The sequence below is a fragment of the Yeosuana aromativorans genome (genome assembly GCF_014646655.1).
GTDB lineage: Bacteria > Bacteroidota > Bacteroidia > Flavobacteriales > Flavobacteriaceae > Yeosuana > Yeosuana aromativorans.
In genome coordinates, this window is the sequence record NZ_BMNR01000012.1 from 1 (window position 1) to 21,272 (window position 21,272).

A 21,272-nucleotide genomic window follows, 5' to 3' on the forward strand; every position below is an offset into this window, starting at 1 on the left:
TCAGGAACCAAGCGTCTTGTTCCGTTTCCCTTTTGGGAAAGTGCCCCAGTTTTTCCAGTGCCTCTGTCACTGGAAAATTACGGGCTGTTTCACAATTTATTTTTTTTCTTTTCATCAGCTAAATAATTTATTTTTTCCATTTTCACCTACCTACTTACCTAAACCTTTATCAATAAGGGTTAAGGTCTTAGGTCAGTTCGAAATCCACCTTACCTTTCTTACCAATTAGGTAAGTTGGAAGGGAACCAGGTAACTTGGTTCTTAATAAAGTTACCTGAGGAACCCACTGAAACCATGGGGCATTCGGTCCCTCTAGGTAACTAGGTAGGTCGTTTTAGCCATTTATAGGTAATTCCAGTTCCCATGGACTGCTATTAAAAGTCGGTCTTGCCAAATATCCATACACCTGCCGCTTGGGGTGCTTCACGCGCTGAAAGTTAAAACCCGAAAAGGCCTTGCCAATGTTCACTTGGTTGAGCCTCACGTTCAAACAGGACAATGTGACCATGACATCGGATGCCGTCAGGAAATCCTCGATCTCGGTCGATTTCTCATAATACTTGGCGACCAGCTCCTGTTCCGTGGTGAGCCTTGTATATTTCTTGTTCCGTTCCTCGTTTTCACGGATATCCTGGATTGTCAGTTCAGGATTGAAACCATGGTTCTTATAGGCCAGATGGTATGCTTGTGTCCATACACTTTTGATATCAACCTCTTTTGAATACGCAAAATCAATCTGGCCCTTTAGCTCAAAGCACAGCCAACGCACGGAACCCGTTTCATCATTGAGAAAGGAGGACATATTGGTGGACCCCATAAAGGAACATATCCTGGGCAGGGTGGTGTTCTTTCTGTCATAGGGCAGTCTTTCGTTGATGAATGTCTTGGAGAAAAAGGCCTTTAGGGCGTTGACATCTTTTTTGGAAAGCACGGCCAGTTCATCGAGGTTAAACAGAAAATTCCTGCACAGTTGGATCCTGGCATCCTTATCGTTACTGATGTCCTCGGCCATATATTCGGCCAGTTCGGGCGGGCACAGGTACCTGCACCAGGTGGACTTGCCAGAGCTTTGTCCTTTGTGGCTGATTATCAAGGCCTGCTTGTTGAAATAATTGGGCTCAAGGGCACACCGTATCGCCCGGACCAACCATTTCCTTAAATGGTATAAGAAAGCATCATCGTCATAGGTGGGCACATGGGACGCCAATTTTGCAATATGGTCAGATCCGTCCCATACGGGAAGGGACTCAAAATAGGCCTTGATAGGGTTGTGCCTCTTGATAAGTTCCGACTTGATCAAGATCTCGAGCTTGGCGGAACTGATCTCGATTCCCGCTTTGGCCAGCTCTATGATCAAAGAGTTCACGTTGAGATAGTGCCATGATTTGTCCCCTTTAAGTGATATCTGGAAATCATGCGATATCTCATTATAAAAGATATCATACTTTGAGCAGAGATATTCATGGGTATAATCATAGATTGTTTTCTTCTTGGAGTCTTTGACCAAATAAAGCCTATTGTTCGTTGGATCCATGTCTTACGCTTTGGAAAACGGCAAAAGGTATTGCCATTTGATTAAGAATTGATTTTGGAAATTGAATGCCCCTGCCTTCTTTTACTTCTAAAGGTGCCGTAATGGTTTAGGCCCCCATCACAAGATCAGGTTTGCGGCTATTTTGCAGTAACCATTCCACGAGTTTACTTTTCTCGAAAAAGAGCATCTTGCCGTTGGGCTTGGAGTGCGGGATCTTTCCGGAAGCCGTCAGTTTATAAAGGTAGCTTCTGGATATGCCCGTATAGTCACAGGCCTCATCAAAGGTCAGGACCTCTTTGCTTCCTATCAGTAGTTTTTCCAAACGATCCAATCGTTCAAGAATTAATAAAGTGTCCATTTTTATTGTTTTTAGGTTAATAAAATGAACAAAAGCGCTTTTGTTATCCCTTTTTGGGATTATGGAACTAAAGGTATAAAAGATGGCTATTGAAAGAATGAAAATTTTGATAATTTATTCACAAATAATTGATAAACAACACATTAAAACAAAAAATATTAAATTATATAATGATTTCTTTCAGTGATTTTATTTGAATACTTATTGTATCAAATGACATTAATTTTAAAGGACAGAAAACGACCTGATTCTTGGTTTTTTTAGGTTATTAACAATTGAAATCTATGGTCTTTGTAATTTTTGTAGCTTGAAAGCGCAGTTTTTTTACTTAAACCACTTTGTTCAAAATTTGAAAATCAAGAAATCTGTGATTAGATTTCTTATGATAATAGAAATGAAGTTGAATTCTAAATAAGAAACAAAGAATCCAACCTCAAATCTTTTACATTGTTTTATTTGGTAATTTTTCTTTTTAAATTATAAATGGTTTCATCAATAGCAAACCAACAGAAGTAAAAAATACCAACTGAGAATATGATATCTCCAACCATACGCATCCATTTAAGTGTTTGAACAGTAGGCGAGTAAAGCAACTCAGAGTCCCTCGCGAATGAATACCCTTTGGTTATGGAAGTATAAGCTTGAATAATACCAACGGGAAGCAGGCTTAAAACAATCATGGCTATTAAACCAATATTAAGCAGCCAAAAAGCTCTTTTTAGCTTTGTATTTGACCACATTCTATCAGAATAGAAACGTAAACAGATCAAAATAAAGCCCATACCCAGCATACCATACACGCCAAATAAAGCCGCATGGGCATGTACCGCAGTTGTATTTAAGCCTTGTATATAGTATAGTGCAATCGGCGGATTGATTAAAAATCCAAAAATACCCGCTCCAACAAAATTCCAAAAAGCAACAGCTAAAAAGAAAAATATGGGCCATTTGTATTTTTGCATCCATTGTTTACTTTTCAAAAGGTTCCAATTCTCTCTAATTTCAAATCCCATCAGTGTCAGTGGGACCACTTCCAAAGCACTAAATGTAGCGCCCAATGCAATAGCTTGAATAGGTGTTCCTGAATAGTACAAATGGTGCAATGTGCCAATAATACCACCGGCTAAAAATATAGAAGCGGAGGCAACAGACACACGTCCTGCGGTTTTTGTAGATATGATCTTCATTCTTGAAAATATAAACGCAATAATGACGGTTGCAAACACCTCGAAAAAGCCCTCTACCCATAAGTGGACAAGCCACCATCTCCAATAATTAATAACAGGTAAGCTACTGTTCTCACCATACATGAGTCCAGAGAAAAAGAACATACCAATCGCTAATACCGATATTAACAATATGATCAATAAGTGTTTAGATTCATCGTTCTTACGAATACCATAAATAATATGGCGGCTTACCATGATCACCCAAAGCACTAATCCAATGCCTAAAAATATTTGCCAGAATCTGCCTAGATCCATGTATTCGTAGCCTTGGTGGCCAAAAAAGAAATTAGCCGTTAAATTAAAAAACTGGTGTATGCCCAGCCATTCACCAAACATAGAACCAAGTACAATAACTATTAGGGCAACAAATAAGAAATTAATGCCAAAAACTTGATATTTCATTTCTTTGCCTGAAATCATAGGAGCCAAAAACAGACCGGTACTGAGCCATATTGTAGCAATCCAAAACACTGCAAGCTGCGTATGCCATGTTCTGGTTACTGAATAGGGGAGGATATCCGATAAATTAAATCCAAAAAAGGCTTGACCTTCAACGGTATAATGCACGGTGATTACCCCTAAAACAATTTGCAAGGCAATGAGCAACGAGATGACTATAAAATATTTTAACAGGGCCTTTTGAGATCTGTATAATTTAAGATTTACTAGTGGATCTGAATCTGGTTTTGTAACCAAATCACCCTTTTCATGGTTTAGTAAATAGTAATAGGTAAGTATGCCGATGAATAACAACAGTAACACAATGGATAACCCGGACCAGACTAAAGAGCCCTTGGTAATTGTGTTGTCAATTAACGGTTCGTGTGGCCAATTTGATGTATAGGTGTAATCTTTACCGGGTCTGTTGGTACTGGCTGCCCATGATGTCCAGAATAGAAAAGCATTGAGTTGTTCTAATTTTTTAGTATCCGTTAAGGCACCTTTAGGAATGGCGTAAACTTCTTTTCCCTCTGAAAAAATAGATGTGTAATGTTTGATGTTTTCTTTAATGGCAGCTAACTGACTTTGCGAAATGGTTATTGACTTGTCCGCTTCATTATAGGTATTTGTTTTGATATCCTTGATTAAACGTGCTTTTAAGGCTGCTTTATTTTCAACATCTAAATTTTCATATTTAGAATTGAAATCCTTTTTAGCCCATGCATCGAGCATGAATACTGCTTCTTTATGGATCCAGTCCGCAGTCCAATCGGGGGCCACATAACTGCCGTGTCCCCAAATGGATCCCACTTCCATACCTCCAATAGACTCCCAAACGTTTTGTCCTGTTTGAATATCTTTTTTGGTATAAAGGACCTCTTGGGTCTCCTTTACAATAACGGTATCTGGTATGGGAGGTTGTGTTTGGTAAACTTCAGTTCCAATCCAAATTAGTGTTATGAAGGATAGTACAATAACACTGGTAAATGCAATCCATGTTTTTTTCATTGTGATAAATTTTTAAAATTTTTGGGGTTATAATGTAGCGTTAATTCGTTCTATACTATCAAAATTTGAAATAGACAGTCGAACGATACAGTCTGATAAACATCTTAAATCATGTGGGATATTCTCATCTAAAGCAATTAAATCTCCTTTTTTGAGGACTTGTTTCTCACCGTTTACTCCAAAATCAACCTCGCCATCAAAAAGTTCTAGGATTATAGGAAAAGGAGCCTTGTGCTCTTTCATGGATTGTCCTTTTTTCATTACGATTCTGACCTCTTTTGAGGTTTTGGTTTTTAGTAGTACTGTGACAGATGGTTTATTATCTTGATAGGTAATGTTTTCCAATATTGATATTGTATTCATGATTTTGATATTTTTATTTGTGGTCTGTAATTATTTTAAAAGTGAGATTGTTGATTTTTTCATCTAATATGATTTGACAGGCCAAACGACTCGTATTATCAACATAATTAACTTGATTGAGTGTTTTCGTTTCAGATAGGTCTTTTGTATCATTTAGTGAACCTTCAATAAGTTTTACATGGCAGGTACCACAAAGGCCGCGTCCAAGACATTCTCCAATGTCTTCGTAATACCGATCTACGACAAGCTCCATTAAATTGGGGTATTCAAAACGATTGAATGGGATTTTGATGGATTCATTGTTGCTTGTTATAATGTTCACGTTAAAATTCAATTTAAAATCTTTTAAGTTACTAAAATGCCCTTGTTTTTCAAAAGCTTATTGGATTGGGTACAAATTTAAGTTATAATTTTTAAATAGGATAAAAATATCCTATTTAAAATAAAATTATCCTTTGACGAAGAATGGACCAGAAATTAATAGACTTTTAGAAGCAGGAAAAAAATTAAAATAAAGATTTTAAAAAAATAGACATACAGAGAATAATTGGTTACTAGTCAAAATGCCTTATGTGATGAGACAAAAATGAAAATAAGATATTGTCAATAGGAATAACTTGGACGTTTTATTAATATTTGAAATTTTATATGAGCTAACAGATTGTAACCGCTACGTTTCTATTTTTCATATTTTTGCCCTGTGATCAATAATTTGTTTGAAAAAACAGTTTCTCCAGAGGTTATTTGAGGATAATTTTTCCATTTATTCGAATAACTTGATAGAAAGCGATGATTGGTACATTTGGAGAGTAACTAATTCTAAAATATATTTCAGTTATTCTTTATAGTGTAATATTTTACAAACTAATTTCAAAATTGTTTGTGATCTAAAATAAATAGAAAGAAGTGAAATTAAAGCGAAGAAGAAAATTAGTAAAATATTTAAACGTTTTAGACCAACCAATAAAGTTTAACCCTTTCGCTTTCAATCGGACTTTTTGGTTATGGGCTTTTCTCGGATTAATTGGTGGTATAATATCCGGTGTATATTGGGTTGGGTTGGAATTTTTAACTCACATATTAGCAATATTTGAGGGATGGAAAGTTATTCCGGTAATGGCTATATGTGGGTTTCTAGCTGGCTTGGTGATTCATTTCATTGGTGACCCAGGAGAGATTCATCTCATTGTGAATAACATTCGCTTCAATAAAGGCAAACTTGACCCCAGGAACAATCCTTCTATGATTCTTTCTTCTCTACTGTGTGTTGCTTCCGGCGGTAGTCTTGGCCCTGAAGCGCCATTGGTACAAGTAACAGGTTCAACTGGAACTTGGTTGGGAAAAATGTTCAGATTGAAAGGAGAGGAGTTAAGGTCATTGAGCATTGCAGGTATGGCCGCTGGTTTTACGGCATTATTTGGAGCCCCTTTGGGCGGTAGTTTATTTTCTTTGGAAATACTGCATCATGAGCACGCGGTCGAATATTATAAAGCGATTATTCCAGCCTTGGTGGCAAGCTGCTTTAGTTATTTGGTATTTGCAATAATAATTCATTTGGGACTTGCTCCAATATGGGATTTATCTGCCTATGAATATTCAGGAATTTTTGATTTTGGTTACGCTATCTTATTTGCAATTATTGGAGCAGGTTTCGGATGGGCATTTATTTTTAGTACAAAGTTTTTTAAATCTATTTTTGATAAAAAACCAATCCCTATTTATTTGAAAACTTTAATTGGTGGTTTTGTACTTGGAATAATAGCTTTTTATTTTCCTATAACACGATATTTTGGACATCAAGAAATTAACGAACTCTTATCAGGAAATTTTTCAATAAAATTATTATTTGCGATTTTGATTTTCAAAATTATCGCTATTTCAATAACCGTAACCTCAGGTTGGCGGGGAGGATTTATAATTCCATTGTTCTTTGTTGGTGCAACTTTGGGCTTAATTATTCACCAATTGTTTCCATCAATAAATCTGACCTTGGCAATTGTGAGTTGTATGGGAGCAATAAACGCCTGTGTTACGCGAACACCAATGAGCACTACCATTTTACTTGCGACCCTGACAGGTTTTGGACATTTTATACCAATTTTATTTGCAAGTTTAACAGGTTATTTCTTGGCTCCAAGAATACCTTTTATCAGTTCACAATTGGAGAACGGAAAAATTCAACACTAACTCTGTATATGCATACCCCTCTCTTTAAAAATAAAATTTAAGAAGTTTTGCTTTATGAAATTAGATCAATTAATCTATTGATTGTCTGGCAGAACGGTTGAGAGCTATTTCTTTAGGAATATATTTATTGGTTGAAATATTGGTGGTTCCATGAATGTAGAAATCTTTTTTTTAAGATTATATATTTAATTAATAAATGAATATATTGAACTAAATCTCTCCTAAGAGAATAAAAAAAATCTTTCGTTTATATCACAACTTGATGAATAATAAAGTCTGTAGAAAATAAAAATCTTAATTGTTTCATTAAAAAAGAATATTCTTTTCTATCAAATTACATCAATTAATATCAAAAGCTATAAATCATCTTAAAACTTCAAAATGTTGTACCTATGTTGTACCCAAGGCATTTTTATAAAAAATAAAAGGGTTTCAATTTCTCGAAACCCTTGTTATTACTTGTAGCGAGAGCGGGGCACGATCCCGCGACCTCCGGGTTATGAATCCGACGCTCTAACCAGCTGAGCTACCTCGCCTTTTAAGGCTGCAAATATAAAAACAATATTATTGTTAGCAAACATAAGTTATGCAAAATATTATTAAAAAATGTTGTTAAACTTATCAATTTATGTATATATTGAGCAACATAAATTTTAAAAACACTTATGGACGATAAAATTAAATTTGAAATAGAATTTCCTATACACGCTTCACCACAATTATTATATCAATATATATCCACACCATCAGGTTTATCAGAATGGTTTTCAGACAACGTGAATTCAAGAGGCGAGTTGTTTACTTTTATTTGGGACGATAGTGAAGAACAAGCCAAGTTATTGAGCAAAAAAACAGGAGAACGCGTAAAATTTAGATGGCTTAGCGATGAAGAAGATGAATTATTGACTTATTTTGAGATAAGGATCCAGGTGGACGAAATCACTAAAGATGTTTCTTTAATGATTGTTGATTTTGCTTATGATGATGAAATTGATGAGGCAAAAATGTTATGGGAAAATCAAATATCAAGCTTAAAGCAGGTTTTAGGTTCAGCATAGTAAATAATTATAATACAAATACTTAAGTGTCCTAACTCTTGTTTTTTTATAAGGGTTTTGGGCTTTTTTTTATGATAAATTTTAACGAAAAACTACAGGATGACAACGCATTGTTGTCAATACACAACAGAGGGTTTAACTATGGTGATGCGCTTTTTGAAACCCTAAAAGTATCTTATGGCAAGCCGCTGTTTTGGGAAGACCATTATTTTAGGCTTATGGCATCCATGCGTATGATGCGTATGGATATACCAATGAATTTCACCATGGATTTTCTAGAAAATCAAATCAAGCAATTACTGGAAGCTAATAATTTGCAACAGGTATCATCCCGTGTAAAACTAATCGTTTACAGGAGTGAGGGCGGATTCTATTTGCCAAAAACCAATGATGTAGGTTTTATGATAACAGCAAGTCAGATTGAAGATGATTTTTATTTGCTTAAAACCGATTCGTATGAAATAGACCTGTTCAAAGATTTTTATGTATCACCAAGTTTACTTTCTACACTAAAAACCAATAATAAGGCCATAAATGTAGTTGGAAGTGTGTTTGCCAATGAGAATAATTTGCAAAATTGTTTATTGTTAAATACTGATAAACAGGTTATTGAAGCACTAAACGGAAATGTTTTTGTAGTTAAGGGGCATACTATAAAAACACCACCCTTAACGGATGGTTGTTTAAAAGGCATTATGCGAAAACAGCTTATTGAAGTTATAAGTGAACTACCCGATTATGAGTTACTGGAAGCATCCGTATCACCTTTTGAACTTCAAAAAGCCGATGAAATTTGGGTTACTAATGTTATTATGGGAATTCAGCCTGTGACCAAATACAGAAAGAAATTGTTTGAAGCCAATGTGGCCAAAACGGTTTTGCAGAAATTAAATGTAAGAATGCGGTTGCACTAATTGTAATTGGGATTCTCCGGCGCATTGGACCAAATACTATACTCGCCTCCAAATTCGAGCATTTTTTCTTTCCAAAAAGATTCATAGTCTTTTTCTATGATTTCTTTTTTATAGATGTTTTCTGTAACAACCCAAGAGCTTGCTTTTAGCTCATTCTCCAATTGATTGGATTTCCAACCTGAATAACCAAGAAAAAAACGAATGTCTGTTTCATTAATTTGATGATTGGCAATGAGTTCGGCTACCTTATTAAAATCACCACCCCAAAAAATGCCAAGGGAAATTTCAATACTTTCTGGAATTAAATGTGGTACTTTATGAATAAAATAGAGATTATCCTGTTCTACAGGTCCACCATTATATACTTTAAATGAAGCTTCTACCTCAGGAACTAAATCATTAATAGTATACTCTAAAGGTTTGTTGAGTATAAAACCAATGGAGCCTTCATCATTATGGTCTGCTAGTAAAACTATAGACCTATTAAAAGAAATATCACCTATAATAGCAGGCTCAGCTATTAACAAATCACCTTTTTTTGGTTTCGTTGTAATCATTTAAGGCAAATTAGTGTTTTAAACTTAGTATTTATTTATTAAAAAAGCAACTGTTTGCTTGTTTTTTCAATAAAAAAAGCCTTCACAAATGAAGGCTTTTAAAATATTTAACGAAGTAAATTAGTTTATAGCGTTAGATAAATCTGAACCAGCTTTAAACTTAACCACTTTTTTAGCTTTGATTTTAATGGTTTCTCCAGTTTGAGGGTTTCTACCTTCTCTTGCAGCTCTTTTAGAAACTGACCAAGAACCAAATCCTACTAATGATACGCGTTTACCTTTTTGTAAGGCACCTTCAATATCAATTAATAATGATTCCAATGCTTTTTTAGCAGCAGCTTTAGTAATTCCAGCGTTTTCTGCCATTCCATCGATTAAATCTGTTTTGTTCATAATGTAAAATTTAATTATTAATAAATTGTTGGTTAAACATTTTTGTTAAATCCTATACAAATTTATACGGATTATGCAATCATGCAAGTAATAGCAAGGGAAATGCGCTGTAATGTTGATAACTTATGACATTTGTTGATAACGCCTATGCATTTTGTCGATTTTTTTCAAAATATCAGTAAAAATAGGGCTTTAGAGCATTTTGGCATCCGCTTCAAACGTATACCCATTTAAAAGTGATTTGACATCCATGGAACGTTTTCCAGGAAGTTGTATTTCTTTTATGATAATAAAGCCATTTTTGCCTGCAACTTTAAGGTCTTGTTTTGAGGCAATAACAGTTCCTGTCACAAAATTGTGGTCAGTTTCTTCTATTTCGCTTTTAAATATCTTTACTGAAACGGAATCATTATTATTAATCAGGGTACACCAAGCGCCTGGATATGGGCTCAAGCCACGGATTTTATTATGGATGTTGGTCATGGATTCGTTCCAATCTATTTTGCAGTTGTCTTTATTGAGCTTGTAAGCAGTTTTGATATCTTTAAATTCTATTTGTGGTGTTGTATTTACAGATCCATGTTGTATTAAATCAACGGTTTTTAATACCAACTGACTGCCTAAGTCCATTAGTTTATCATGTAAACTTCCGGCATTGTCATTGGGTTCAATAGCTATGGATTCTTGCAGAATCATTTCGCCTGTATCAATTTTTTCATCAATAAAAAACGTGGAAACGCCAGTTTTGGTCTCACCATTTATAATGGCCCAATTGATAGGAGCTGCTCCTCGATAATTTGGCAGTAGTGATGCATGTAGATTAAATGTACCATAAACGGGCATCTGCCAAACTGCTTTGGGCAGCATCCTGAAAGCCACCACAATTTGTAAATTGGCTTGGAGCGCTCTTAACTCAGCCAAAAACGATTCGTCTTTTAAATTAGTGGGTTGTAGGATTGTTAAGTTTTGCGATACGGCGTATTGTTTCACGGCACTTTCATGTAGTTTTTGTCCACGTCCCGCAGGTCGGTCTGGTGCTGTAATAACACCAACTATTTTGTACTGGTTTTCTACCAATGCCTGCAATGATGCCACAGCAAAATCAGGGGTTCCCATGAATACAATCCGTAGTTCTTTCATTTATGAAAAAGTTTATAAGTGTTTGTTTTTGTAACTGAAATGATTTGATGTTCTAGCAATAGCTGTATGACGTTGTTTAACTCTGTTTCGGGACATTTTAGAGCAGCTACAATGCTTCTTGATGACATGTCGGAATGTTCCAATAACTCAATAACACGATTTCTAAGAGCTTTTAGGTCTTGGGGTTTTATGTTTTTTTTTGCCTTGGAACAAACCGAGCAAATACCACAGTCAATTGTTTCCTTTTCTCCAAAATAGGAGAGTAGCTGTCTGCTTTTACAAACGGTATCGTTTTTAATGTAATCAAGAACAGCGTTCACTTGTGCCAGTTTTAAGTTGTTTTGTTGTTCTATAATGTTGGCAATTCTGTTAATGGTCTTGTCGTCTTCCCGAGGTTGGATAAACGTAATCTGGGCATCTGTTTTTGAAAGGTTTAGACTGATAATTTCGTCTTTTTCCAATTGTTTTAAAACAGAAATAACAACCGTTTCTGATGTTGCCGCTTTGTCTGCAATCTTTAGTGTGTTAATGGTGGTATCATGCTCAAAGATACCACCATACATTCTGAGCATGGTTTTAACAATGAGCGCCTTATCTTGGTGGGTTTCCAAATAATGAAACACGACGGGGTTTGATGCAACAACCTGCATGGATACTTTATTGTGGAACTGCCTTGATAAGTTAATAATACTGGTTCTGTCCAACAACAGCAACGCATTGTAACAAATTATATTGCTGAAATTATAGGTTTTACAAAATGTGTTAAAATCGAAATCATGCGTGGTGTATTCACCTTCTCCATAGGATATTTGAAAGTAATTGCAAAGCTTTCTATACACTTGCTTAATGTAATCAACGGTTGGTAATACGCTTAAAAATTGGTTTTTAACCAGCTGTTCATCACTATTGTTTTTAAGAATGACCGCAAAGGCTTTTTCACCATTTCTGCCAGCACGACCTGCTTCTTGGAAATAACTTTCCATACTTTCCGGCAGGTTAAAATGGATGACTGTTTTTACATCGGGTTTATCAATGCCCATTCCAAAGGCATTTGTGGCTATCATAACTTGCTTTTGGTTGTTCAACCATTGGCTCATGTTGGATTCTTTCTCCTTATTGGAAAGGCCGCCGTGATAATAAGTTGCGCCTATTCCTTTGGATTCTAAAAAGGTACTGATATCCAAAGTCAACTTTCTGTTTCTTACATAAATAATGGAAGGCGCTGTATATTTTTTTAATATGCTCTCAATGCGATAATATTTATCATCTTCATGCAACACCATATAGGCTAAATTAGGTCTTGCAAAGGACTGTTTGAAGATTTTAGGCTGGATAAAATCCAGTTCGTTGACAATATCCTCAACTACTTTTGGTGTAGCCGAAGCCGTTAAGGCCACAACATTAACACTGGGCTGAATTTGTCTTAACAACGTAATATTTTTATAGGCCGGCCTAAAATCATTGCCCCATTGTGAAATACAATGCGCTTCATCAACAGCAATCAGATTCACGTTCATTTGCTTGATACGCTCTTGAATCAGTTCCTGTTGTAAACGCTCTGGCGACAAATACAGGAATTTGTAATTGCCATAGATGCAATTATCTAATAAGCAATCCAACTGCTCGGGTTTAATGCCACTTGTTATCGCCATAGCCTTAATGCCTTTGTCCTTAAGGTTTTCCACTTGATTCTTCATAAGGGCAACCAATGGCGAAATAACAATACAAATACCATCTTTGACCAGGGCAGGTATTTGAAAGCACAGAGATTTTCCGCCACCAGTGGGCAATAGTACAAAGGTGTCTTCACCGGCAATGACAGCATCTATAATGTCTTCTTGAAGCGGTCTAAACTCAGTGAAGTTCCAATAGCGTTCTAATATGTTTATAGGATGTTGCAACAAGCAGCTTTAAAGGTTATCTATAATAAAATCGGTGCGTTCTTCAATAGTTCCAAAGGGAACTTCTGTAATAAAGTATCCTAAATCCTGATAGGTTTGCTTTAATAACTGATGAATTTCAACAGATTCCTCAAAGGTTTCAAGGCGTTCATTATCTGAAATGTAAATGGATTCCCAAGGTGGTAACAAAAACACATGGTTATATTTGTTATTGTGACAAATACTTAAAAAATCGTCATTATATACTTGGTTAAAAAATGCCATATAGGCTAATACATCAGGAATACCACGGTCAAAAAACACCAATGGTTCTTTTATAAGTGAGGCCTTTTTAAATTGTTCCAAACGTCCGTGTAACAATCTGTTGTTAAAATCCATGGGGTCTTTTACAAATGCAATAGGATTTGATTTGTGGTCTGACGGATCATGGGATTGTTTTGCTTCTAAAGTCAAGGTTCTGATAATTTCATCAAAGCAATAAAAATTCAGATGTTTCAATTCATTTATAATGGAAGTCTTTCCAGTTCCTGGTCCGCCCGTAATGACAATTTTCTTACTATTCAAGGAATCAATATTTTGCTGTAAAATTCGGAATTTAAATGATTAAAAAAAAATGTAACCAAAACAGTATATTTGCACCATATAAAATAATTATGAGTTCAAATCAAAATCCCGAGGAATTTTACGAAAAACTAAAAGGCCAATTATACGAAACGGCTGCGTGGCCATCAGAATACCTGTATAAGTTTATTATTAAATCAGATGTGCATGCCATAGCTAAAATTGAGGCTATGTTTAATAACATAGGTGCAGTAATTCACACAACAGAATCAAAAAATGGTAAATACACCAGCATATCCATTAACGTACTGATGGAAAACCCAGAAGCCGTGATTGCAAAGTACAAAGAAGTTGCAAATAATGTAGAAGGCGTCATTAGCCTTTAGTTTTTTTTTGTTACTTTTGAACTTGCATAACAACTACATGCACAAATATTTAACTCTACACATTTTATTTTGACAATAGATAATTTAGAATACAACACAGAACGTGAGCATTTAATCATTCCAGAATATGGTCGCCACATGCAAAAAATGATTAATTACGCCAAAACAATAGAAAACAAGGAAGAGCGCGAAAAAATCGCCAAGTCCATTATTGCCGTCATGGGTAACCTGCAACCGCATTTACGTGATGTGCCTGATTTTCAGCATAAACTATGGGACCAATTGTTTATTATGTCCAATTTTGAATTGGATGTTGATTCTCCATACCCAAAGCCATCCAAGGAATTTCTTGAGGAACATCCAGAACCATTAAAGTACCCACAAAATTTTCCAAAATACCGTTTCTATGGCAACAATATCAAAACCATGATTGACGTTGCTAATACGTGGGAGGAAGGTGAGCTTAAGGAAGCCCTTATTTTTACCATTGCCAATCACATGAAAAAGTGTTTTTTAAACTGGAACAAGGATACTGTTGAAGACGATGTTATTTTTCAGCATTTATATGAGCTGTCTGGTGGTAAAATAAACCTTAAGAACACTGATGAGGATTTATCAGATGCTACCAGCTTAATGCGTACCAAGACCAAATTCAATACCGGAGGAAAAAAAGGAGGCCACAAGAAAAACTCAAATCGCCAAAGAAAACGTTATTAAACCTAATGTATGGGAACATTTAAAATTGAAGGTGGCCATCAGTTAAAAGGTCAGATTCAACCGCAAGGCGCTAAAAATGAAGCCTTACAGATTTTATGTGCCGTATTGCTCACTCCAGAGCTTGTCACCATTCACAACATTCCTGACATTGTAGATGTCAATAAGCTTATCAATTTGCTAAGAAAATTAGGCGTTAAAGTTAATGAGCTTCATCACGGTTCATATACATTTCAAGCAGACGACTTGAATTTAAAATATTTGGAATCAGACGATTTTAAGGTTGACGGACGTGGTTTGCGTGGTTCCATTATGATTGTTGGTCCCTTATTGGCGCGTTTTGGAAAAGGCTACATTCCCAAGCCGGGAGGTGATAAAATTGGTCGTAGACGTTTGGATACCCATTTTGAAGGTTTGATAAAATTAGGTGCCAAATTTAGATACAGTAAAGAAGAACAGTTTTATGGTGTTGAAGCCAAAAAACTTAAGGGCGCTTATATGCTTTTGGAGGAAGCCTCGGTTACCGGAACAGCCAATATTGTTATGGCTGCCGTGTTGGCCGAAGGTACCACCACCATTTACAATGCCGCTTGCGAACCCTATTTGCAGCAATTATGTAAAATGTTGAATAGAATGGGTGCTAAAATTAGTGGCGTGGGATCCAATATGTTGATTATTGAAGGTGTTGATAGCTTAGGAGGCACCACACATACCATGTTGCCCGATATGATTGAAATTGGTAGTTGGATCGGACTGGCTGCCATGACCAAAAGTGAACTGACCATTAAAAACGTGAGTTGGGATGATTTGGGATTAATTCCCAATGTGTTTAGAAAATTGGGTATCACCGTTGAAAAACAAGGTGATGATATCCATATTCCGGCACATACCAATGGCTATGAGATACAAAGTTTTATTGATGGCTCTATTTTAACCATTTCAGATGCGCCTTGGCCTGGATTTACACCCGATTTGTTAAGTATTGTTTTGGTAGTGGCCACACAAGCAAGAGGCAGCGTATTGATTCATCAAAAAATGTTTGAAAGCCGTTTGTTCTTTGTAGATAAACTCATTGATATGGGCGCAAAGATTATTTTATGCGACCCACACAGAGCTACGGTGATTGGCCATGATTTTAAATCGACATTAAAAGCCACCACCATGACCTCACCTGATATTCGTGCTGGAGTTTCTTTGTTAATTGCGGCATTATCGGCTAAAGGCACGTCAACCATTCAAAATATTGAGCAGATTGATAGAGGCTATGAGCGTATTGATGAACGTCTGCGCGCTATAGGTGCTCATATAGAACGGGTGGAGTAGATTTTGGAAAAGTGCATGCACGCTTGATCACAAGCTTTTTTTTCGTCTAACTATTTTCACAACTCGGTTATATATGATTTCTGCTAAATTCCAGTCATAACCATCAAAGTTAGTTGTGTTATTAAATTGAATGACAACCGTGTCTATATCCTTAAAATATTTTGCGATGCTTTGATAACCAACTAGCAGGCCCGTATGCTCGTACTTATAAACGGAGGAATAAATCTCCTGTTCTCCTTCATTAAATACAGAACCATCATTTAAAGCTCTCAAGAATTTACCAACATCCTCTGCAGTTGCTAGCATTAAGCCTGTATACTGGGTTTTAAAATCTTCATCAACTCCAACATAATAGCCACTCATTACATCATTTATATCCACGTCATGCAAGGAACCAAACGTGTGTTTTAACCCAAGTGGATTTAAAATCTCTTCTTTTATATATTGTTGGTGTGGATATCCCAACGTTTTATCAATAAGATCTTCAATCAACATGTAATTGGTATTTGAATACCCATAATCTTTACCTGGTTTAAAGTCTGCTGGTAAATCCAGTGCATAATTAAGTGTTTCTTGTCTGTTTTTTGGAGGATTTATCCAATAATCAGGGTGGTCAACGTAATTGGGAATGCCACTTCGATGTTGCAGCATCATTCTCAAGGTAATCTTATCTGAATACTCAATTCTATCGGCTAGTTCTGGAAAATATTCAGCAAGCGTTTTATCCAACGACAAACGGCCTGCTTTGACTAATTTTGTGGTAGCAACAGCAATATATAGTTTGGTAATACTAGCAATTTTGAATAATGCTTGTGGATAAGCAGGTATTTTCTTTTTTCTATCATGCCAGCCTGCAGCATAAAACTCAGCTGGTTTTCCTGCTTGGTCAACATAAACAATCATGCCGTCAAATCCATAATTTATTCCTTCATTTAATTGTTCTTGAACCGTATCAGGTAGTGGTGTTATCCAAGCTCTCACCAAAATCCATGGTACAAAATACAAAGAAGCTATGCTTGCCGTAATAAATGCTATTCTGAGTATTCGTTTAATTTGTTTTTTGTTCATATTATTTTTGTTAATCTAGTTTTTTTATTTTCTGAGTACTGAAAATCAATCAAATATAAATATTTTTTAAGTTTAGTTTAGTTCAGCAGGTTTTGATATTACTTTGGTTTTTTTTCTTCAGTATTGAATTTCCATTTTAAACCAAACAACGGTCTTAATATATTGATTCTTCTTAAAATAAATTCATAAATAAGGAAACAAACCATAAAAGTGAAAAGCATGATTCCAACAAATTCTACAAACGGAGGCAGATTTAATGGCAAGATAATTAAGGCTCCTGCAAACAATACAAACATATGAATGATGTAAACCGGATAAGCTGCTTGACTTAAATAGGTTAACCTAGCGCTTGGTTTATTGAGGTATTGGTATCCAAGCCCAAAAACGCCAAATATCCAACAATTTGATTCAATAGCTTTGAGGTAATACATAGCAGGATTTTCAAAACCATTAAGACGTAACGCGAAAAGAATGACGGCTATGGCTATGTATAACCATTTCCATTTCAAGAGCGTTTGCCAAAAGCTATTGCCGCTATACACAAAGAGAAACCCAAAAAAGAAAGCTAGTAGGCCAATAAAAAATCCATGCCAGGTTTGTGCATATAATTCAAATAATTGTGGCTTAACCAGTATTAACTCTAGGATAAAGAAGACAGACACAGACAATGGACCAACTGCATAGGACATCACTTTTGATATTATCTTTTTGAATTTACCATTGTCATGTTTTTTCAAATAAAAAAAGAGGGGTGAAAGTATAATCACATAAGCGAAAATATTACCCAAAAACCACAAATGACCACTATCTGGAAAATAGCTAAAAGGCATCTTGTAGAATTTTTGAAAAATAATCATGTGCAAAGGCGTGATGGCAAAATAACCAAAAACAAAGGGTAAAAGAATGCGCTTGGCGCGTTCTGTGAGCAATTGTTTCCAATTTCGTTTTTTCATTGCAAAATAGAGGCCCATTCCAGATACAAAAAATAAGAGCGGAATTCGCCACACGTTTAACATAGTCATAGGTGTCCACAATCCTTCTAAAGCGTCCTCACTTCTTATAAAACCAATAAACATGGCCCAAGGTTGAAATATGATGGCTATATGGTAAATCAATAGTAAACCAATAGCGATAACGCGTATCCAGTCTATGTCGTATCTTCTTTCAGTTGTCATTCTAAGTTGTTTTATAATTGGTTATTTATTGTAACATCATTGCCACAACCGGACGCGCTTTTTGCAATTCATCCATATCAAGAGTGAAGCCCATTGGTTTTAATTGTTGAATGATCATATCGTAAAAAGGTTTGATCTCAGCAAAATTTCCCATTACAGTCTCACGTGGTGTTGCGCCAAAATTATTTCTAATGGTTTTATCTGCGTTGGCATCTATTAGCATTTGAACAATTTCAATACGGCCAAAAAAAGCGGCGTTATGTAAAGCGGTGCCTCCATCATTGTTTTTTATGGACAAATCGGCATGCGCGTCAATAAGTGCCTTGGCTATTTCTGGTTTATTAAATGTAGCTGCTGTCATTAATGGTGTTGAACCGCTCATGGGCTCTTTTTCATTTATATTTGTACCAGCTTTTATATGCTGTTTTACTGCGTCCAGATTTCCAGTTATAACAGCGGTTTGAATGTCTATACTAGGTTTTTTTGCTGTTGATTTGGTTTCAGTCTTACTAATAGTCTGACTGTCTTTTTTGTTAGATTGGGCGCAGCCAGTATTAATTAAAATAATGAATAGAGCCATTTTTAGTGTCATTTTAATGGAATTGATTTTTTGTGTTTTCATGATTTAAATTTTTTAGAATTATTATTTTGATTTTTCTACTACAAAGATCTGGTAATATGTGATGCAGCAATAAACAGCCATGTGGCAACTTATATCAAGTTTGTTTTAAGCATAAAAACTATGGCGCAGAAGTATCAATTATGAAGCATTTGTAAAATGATGTCTTAAAAAAAAGGAAAAGCGTTTAAATAAAATTTTCTATTTTAGTTAGAGTTAAAAATATATGTCTGGTAATCTTCATCAAGTGAAATTTATAGAACAAGCCGAGTCTTTGGTAGTTGAAAATATTTCCAATGAGCAATTTGGTGTTTCTGAGTTGGCAGATCTTATGAACATGAGCCGTTCAAATTTGCTCAGAAAAATCAAGAAACAAACCCAGCTTAGTGCCAGTCAATTTATTCGTGAAGTACGCCTTAAAAAAAGCATGGACATGTTGCAACAAACCGAGATGACCATTTCTGAGATTTCTTATCAGGTTGGTTTTGGAAACACCTCATACTTTATTAAATGCTTTAAGGAACTTTATGGATATCCGCCGGGCGAAGTTAGAAAAGGAGATAAAGAAGTCCCTGTTACAGATGCCATTACCAAGACACCTTCTGGTTTTATAAAACAGTACCGATTACCTATTGTTGTGATAACTGCCATCATTGTTGTTGCAGTAGCCGTTTTGGTTTTTAATATATTCTTTATTCACTCAGATGAAAAAGCGATGGACATAAAAAAATCCATTGCCGTATTGCCTTTTAAAAACATGAGTAGTGATTCTACTAATCTTTATTTTGTGAATGGACTTATGGAATCTACCCTCAATAATTTACAAAAGATTAAAGATTTAAGGGTGATTAGCAGAACGTCCGTAGAAAAATACAGGCATACAAACAAGACAATTTCTGAAATTGCAAAAGAGCTCAACGTCAGTTATTTGGTTGAAGGCAGTGGCCAGCGCATTGATGATCAGGTGTTATTGAATATTCATTTAATAGAAGCCTCAAATGACACCCCAATATGGGCTGAACAATACAAGCACAAGGTGGTAGATATTTTCTCTTTACAAAATGCGGTAGCCAAAAAAATTGCAGATGCCATTCAGGCTAAGGTAACACCAGCAGAATTGCAACAAATTGATAAAAAACCTACCGAAAATTTGGTGGCATACGATTACTACCTTAAAGCCCTAGAGCCCTATCAAACAGAGACTAAAGAAGGTTTGGAAAAAGCCATTCCCTTATTTAAAAAAGCAATAACCGAGGATCCTAAATTTGCCTTGGCATATTCTAAACTGGCTGTGTCTTATTACTACTTAGACTTAAATCTAACCAAAAAGCGTTATACAGATGTCATTAATAATTACGCCGACAAAGCCTTACTTTATGATTCCAAATCTGCCGAAAGTCTGATTGCAAAGGCACTCTATTACATAAACATTAATGAGTATCGATTGGCGGTACCACATTTAGAAAAAGCATTGGAATATAATCCCAATTCATCTTCTGTGGTACAAATATTAGCCGATTTGTATTCTCGTGTCATTCCAGATACAGGCAAATATTTGCAATATGCCCTAAAAGGCTTGCAAATTGATATTCAATCAAATGATTCAATAAGTAAAAGCTACATGTATCTGGCTCTTAGCAATGCCTTTGTTCAAAATGGTTTTACAGATGAAGCGCTCAAGTATATAGACCTTTCCTTAGATTACAACCCAAACAATTATTATGCACCTTATCTAAAAGTATTTATCCAATATGCAAAACAGCAAAATATGGTAAAGGCTACAAGGTCATTGGTAAAAGAATGGGAAAAAGATACTACGCGTTTAGATATTATGCAGGAAGTGGCAAAGTTTTATTACTTTCAAGAAAAGTATGATAGTGCTTACTATTACTACGATAAGTTTGTTAAAATTAAAGAAAGGAATGGTTTACACATGTATCCGCAAGAAGATTTGAAGATAGGATTAGTGTATGAAAAAATGGGCCATGACGAAAAGGCTAAAGCCTTTTACAAAGCGTATGCTGAATATTGTGAAAATGACCAATCTATATACCAATCAGCTAGTTTGGCAATGAAATATTTGCATGAGGGTAAAAACGATTTGGCCGTAGAACAACTTAAAATTTTTGCCACCAAAAACAATTACCAATATTGGATTTTGTTGTTTATTGAAAAGGATCCACTCATGAAATCCTTGAAAAGTCACCCGGAATATAATGAGGTCATTCAGAAAATTAAAGATAGATTCTGGGAAAATCACAATCAATTGAAACAATCATTAACAAAAAAAGGATTGATATAAAATCAAAAAACAGTTTTTGTCAAAAACCTTTTATTTTGGAT

General features: G+C 35.4%; 20 protein-coding genes and 1 tRNA gene. 7 read left to right on the plus strand and 14 right to left on the minus strand.

All coding sequences use genetic code 11. The annotated features are described in order from the left end of the window. Positions 1-334: 334 nt before the first annotated feature. From IEW94_RS16180 to IEW94_RS16200, 5 genes are all read right to left on the minus strand, one after another. Positions 335-1,534, minus strand: coding sequence for a virulence-associated E family protein (locus tag IEW94_RS16180; protein WP_188655011.1), 1,200 nt, complete (start codon positions 1,532-1,534; stop codon positions 335-337). Between the two features lie 106 nt (positions 1,535-1,640). Next, a complete protein-coding gene (locus tag IEW94_RS16185) occupies positions 1,641-1,892 on the minus strand; it encodes a helix-turn-helix domain-containing protein (RefSeq protein WP_188655012.1) in 252 nt (83 codons plus the stop codon). A 452-nt stretch (positions 1,893-2,344) separates the two neighbouring features. Then, positions 2,345-4,570 carry a nitric-oxide reductase large subunit gene (locus tag IEW94_RS16190; RefSeq protein WP_188655014.1) on the minus strand — a complete coding sequence of 742 codons (2,226 nt, stop codon included), beginning with the start codon at positions 4,568-4,570 and terminating at the stop codon, positions 2,345-2,347. 27 nt (positions 4,571-4,597) lie between these two features. Beyond that, positions 4,598-4,933: a cupin domain-containing protein gene (locus tag IEW94_RS16195; RefSeq protein ID WP_188655016.1), complete on the minus strand. Its 336-nt coding sequence runs from the start codon at positions 4,931-4,933 to the stop codon at positions 4,598-4,600. A 13-nt stretch (positions 4,934-4,946) separates the two neighbouring features. Continuing rightward, positions 4,947-5,255 carry a 2Fe-2S iron-sulfur cluster-binding protein gene (locus IEW94_RS16200; protein WP_188655018.1) on the minus strand — a complete coding sequence of 103 codons (309 nt, stop codon included), beginning with the start codon at positions 5,253-5,255 and terminating at the stop codon, positions 4,947-4,949. Between the two features lie 584 nt (positions 5,256-5,839). Here IEW94_RS16200 and IEW94_RS16205 point away from each other — a divergent pair. Next, complete coding sequence (locus tag IEW94_RS16205) at positions 5,840-7,120, plus strand: chloride channel protein (protein WP_188655020.1); 1,281 nt, start codon at positions 5,840-5,842, stop codon at positions 7,118-7,120. 462 nt (positions 7,121-7,582) lie between these two features. Here IEW94_RS16205 and IEW94_RS16210 read toward each other — a convergent pair. After that, positions 7,583-7,656 (minus strand) — tRNA-Met (locus IEW94_RS16210). A gap of 129 nt (positions 7,657-7,785) precedes the next feature. On the opposite strand from IEW94_RS16210, the gene IEW94_RS16215 reads away from it, so the two are divergent. Both IEW94_RS16215 and IEW94_RS16220 read left to right on the plus strand, forming a co-directional pair. Beyond that, positions 7,786-8,178: an START-like domain-containing protein gene (locus IEW94_RS16215; protein WP_188655022.1), complete on the plus strand. Its 393-nt coding sequence runs from the start codon at positions 7,786-7,788 to the stop codon at positions 8,176-8,178. 71 nt (positions 8,179-8,249) lie between these two features. After that, the gene (locus IEW94_RS16220) at positions 8,250-9,092 is read left to right on the plus strand and encodes an aminotransferase class IV (protein WP_188655024.1); all 843 of its coding nucleotides are present in this window, start codon (positions 8,250-8,252) and stop codon (positions 9,090-9,092) included. Here IEW94_RS16220 and IEW94_RS16225 read toward each other — a convergent pair. The 5 genes from IEW94_RS16225 to IEW94_RS16245 all read right to left on the minus strand — a co-directional run bounded on the left by IEW94_RS16225 (position 9,089) and on the right by IEW94_RS16245 (position 13,647). Continuing rightward, a complete protein-coding gene (locus tag IEW94_RS16225; RefSeq protein WP_188655026.1) occupies positions 9,089-9,649 on the minus strand; it encodes a YqgE/AlgH family protein in 561 nt (186 codons plus the stop codon). The genes IEW94_RS16220 and IEW94_RS16225 overlap by 4 nt on opposite strands. Positions 9,650-9,769: 120 nt before the next feature. Next, on the minus strand, positions 9,770-10,042 hold the full coding sequence (locus IEW94_RS16230; RefSeq protein WP_188655028.1) for an HU family DNA-binding protein: 273 nt from the start codon (positions 10,040-10,042) through the stop codon (positions 9,770-9,772). Positions 10,043-10,234: 192 nt separating this feature from the next. Next, the gene (gene fmt, locus IEW94_RS16235; protein WP_188655029.1) at positions 10,235-11,182 is read right to left on the minus strand and encodes a methionyl-tRNA formyltransferase; all 948 of its coding nucleotides are present in this window, start codon (positions 11,180-11,182) and stop codon (positions 10,235-10,237) included. Further along, on the minus strand, positions 11,179-13,083 hold the full coding sequence (locus tag IEW94_RS16240) for a RecQ family ATP-dependent DNA helicase (RefSeq protein ID WP_188655031.1): 1,905 nt from the start codon (positions 13,081-13,083) through the stop codon (positions 11,179-11,181). The genes fmt and IEW94_RS16240 overlap by 4 nt, the downstream gene beginning before the upstream one ends. Before the next feature lie 9 nt (positions 13,084-13,092). Next, positions 13,093-13,647 (minus strand): AAA family ATPase, encoded by a 555-nt coding sequence (locus IEW94_RS16245; protein WP_188655033.1) that lies wholly within the window; start codon positions 13,645-13,647, stop codon positions 13,093-13,095. Between the two features lie 89 nt (positions 13,648-13,736). Between IEW94_RS16245 and IEW94_RS16250 the strand changes: the two genes are divergently transcribed. The 3 genes from IEW94_RS16250 (at position 13,737) to murA (ending at position 16,067) form a co-directional block, all read left to right on the plus strand. Beyond that, positions 13,737-14,030 carry a DUF493 family protein gene (locus tag IEW94_RS16250; RefSeq protein ID WP_188655035.1) on the plus strand — a complete coding sequence of 98 codons (294 nt, stop codon included), beginning with the start codon at positions 13,737-13,739 and terminating at the stop codon, positions 14,028-14,030. Between the two features lie 69 nt (positions 14,031-14,099). Further along, a complete protein-coding gene (locus IEW94_RS16255) occupies positions 14,100-14,747 on the plus strand; it encodes a DUF4290 domain-containing protein (RefSeq protein ID WP_188655037.1) in 648 nt (215 codons plus the stop codon). Positions 14,748-14,756: 9 nt separating this feature from the next. Continuing rightward, complete coding sequence (gene murA / locus IEW94_RS16260) at positions 14,757-16,067, plus strand: UDP-N-acetylglucosamine 1-carboxyvinyltransferase (RefSeq protein WP_188655039.1); 1,311 nt, start codon at positions 14,757-14,759, stop codon at positions 16,065-16,067. Between the two features lie 27 nt (positions 16,068-16,094). Here murA and IEW94_RS16265 read toward each other — a convergent pair whose 3' ends face one another. The 3 genes from IEW94_RS16265 to IEW94_RS16275 all read right to left on the minus strand — a co-directional run bounded on the left by IEW94_RS16265 (position 16,095) and on the right by IEW94_RS16275 (position 18,932). Then, positions 16,095-17,135, minus strand: a complete 1,041-nt coding sequence (locus tag IEW94_RS16265) for a serine hydrolase domain-containing protein (RefSeq protein ID WP_188655040.1) — start codon at positions 17,133-17,135, stop codon at positions 16,095-16,097. Positions 17,136-17,233: 98 nt separating this feature from the next. Beyond that, entirely contained in the window at positions 17,234-18,310 is a 1,077-nt protein-coding gene (locus IEW94_RS16270) for an acyltransferase family protein (RefSeq protein ID WP_188655042.1), read from the minus strand. A 25-nt stretch (positions 18,311-18,335) separates the two neighbouring features. Then, complete coding sequence (locus tag IEW94_RS16275; protein ID WP_188655044.1) at positions 18,336-18,932, minus strand: ankyrin repeat domain-containing protein; 597 nt, start codon at positions 18,930-18,932, stop codon at positions 18,336-18,338. Positions 18,933-19,155: 223 nt separating this feature from the next. Here IEW94_RS16275 and IEW94_RS16280 point away from each other — a divergent pair, with 223 nt between their 5' ends. Continuing rightward, positions 19,156-21,231 (plus strand): helix-turn-helix domain-containing protein, encoded by a 2,076-nt coding sequence (locus IEW94_RS16280; RefSeq protein WP_188655045.1) that lies wholly within the window; start codon positions 19,156-19,158, stop codon positions 21,229-21,231. Positions 21,232-21,272: the final 41 nt, after the last annotated feature.

Bases quoted from the DNA above. Each gene is read 5' to 3' on its own strand.
- IEW94_RS16180 (WP_188655011.1), bottom strand. From the start codon at position 1,534: ATGGATCCAACGAACAATAGGCTTTATTTGGTCAAAGACTCCAAGAAG.
- IEW94_RS16185 (WP_188655012.1), bottom strand. From the start codon at position 1,892: ATGGACACTTTATTAATTCTTGAACGATTGGATCGTTTGGAAAAACTA.
- IEW94_RS16190 (WP_188655014.1), bottom strand. From the start codon at position 4,570: ATGAAAAAAACATGGATTGCATTTACCAGTGTTATTGTACTATCCTTC.
- IEW94_RS16195 (WP_188655016.1), bottom strand. From the start codon at position 4,933: ATGAATACAATATCAATATTGGAAAACATTACCTATCAAGATAATAAA.
- IEW94_RS16215 (WP_188655022.1), top strand. From the start codon at position 7,786: ATGGACGATAAAATTAAATTTGAAATAGAATTTCCTATACACGCTTCA.
- IEW94_RS16220 (WP_188655024.1), top strand. From the start codon at position 8,250: ATGATAAATTTTAACGAAAAACTACAGGATGACAACGCATTGTTGTCA.
- IEW94_RS16225 (WP_188655026.1), bottom strand. From the start codon at position 9,649: ATGATTACAACGAAACCAAAAAAAGGTGATTTGTTAATAGCTGAGCCT.
- IEW94_RS16230 (WP_188655028.1), bottom strand. From the start codon at position 10,042: ATGAACAAAACAGATTTAATCGATGGAATGGCAGAAAACGCTGGAATT.
- fmt (WP_188655029.1), bottom strand. From the start codon at position 11,182: ATGAAAGAACTACGGATTGTATTCATGGGAACCCCTGATTTTGCTGTG.
- IEW94_RS16250 (WP_188655035.1), top strand. From the start codon at position 13,737: ATGAGTTCAAATCAAAATCCCGAGGAATTTTACGAAAAACTAAAAGGC.
- murA (WP_188655039.1), top strand. From the start codon at position 14,757: ATGGGAACATTTAAAATTGAAGGTGGCCATCAGTTAAAAGGTCAGATT.
- IEW94_RS16265 (WP_188655040.1), bottom strand. From the start codon at position 17,135: ATGAACAAAAAACAAATTAAACGAATACTCAGAATAGCATTTATTACG.
- IEW94_RS16270 (WP_188655042.1), bottom strand. From the start codon at position 18,310: ATGACAACTGAAAGAAGATACGACATAGACTGGATACGCGTTATCGCT.
- IEW94_RS16275 (WP_188655044.1), bottom strand. From the start codon at position 18,932: ATGAAAACACAAAAAATCAATTCCATTAAAATGACACTAAAAATGGCT.
- IEW94_RS16280 (WP_188655045.1), top strand. From the start codon at position 19,156: ATGTCTGGTAATCTTCATCAAGTGAAATTTATAGAACAAGCCGAGTCT.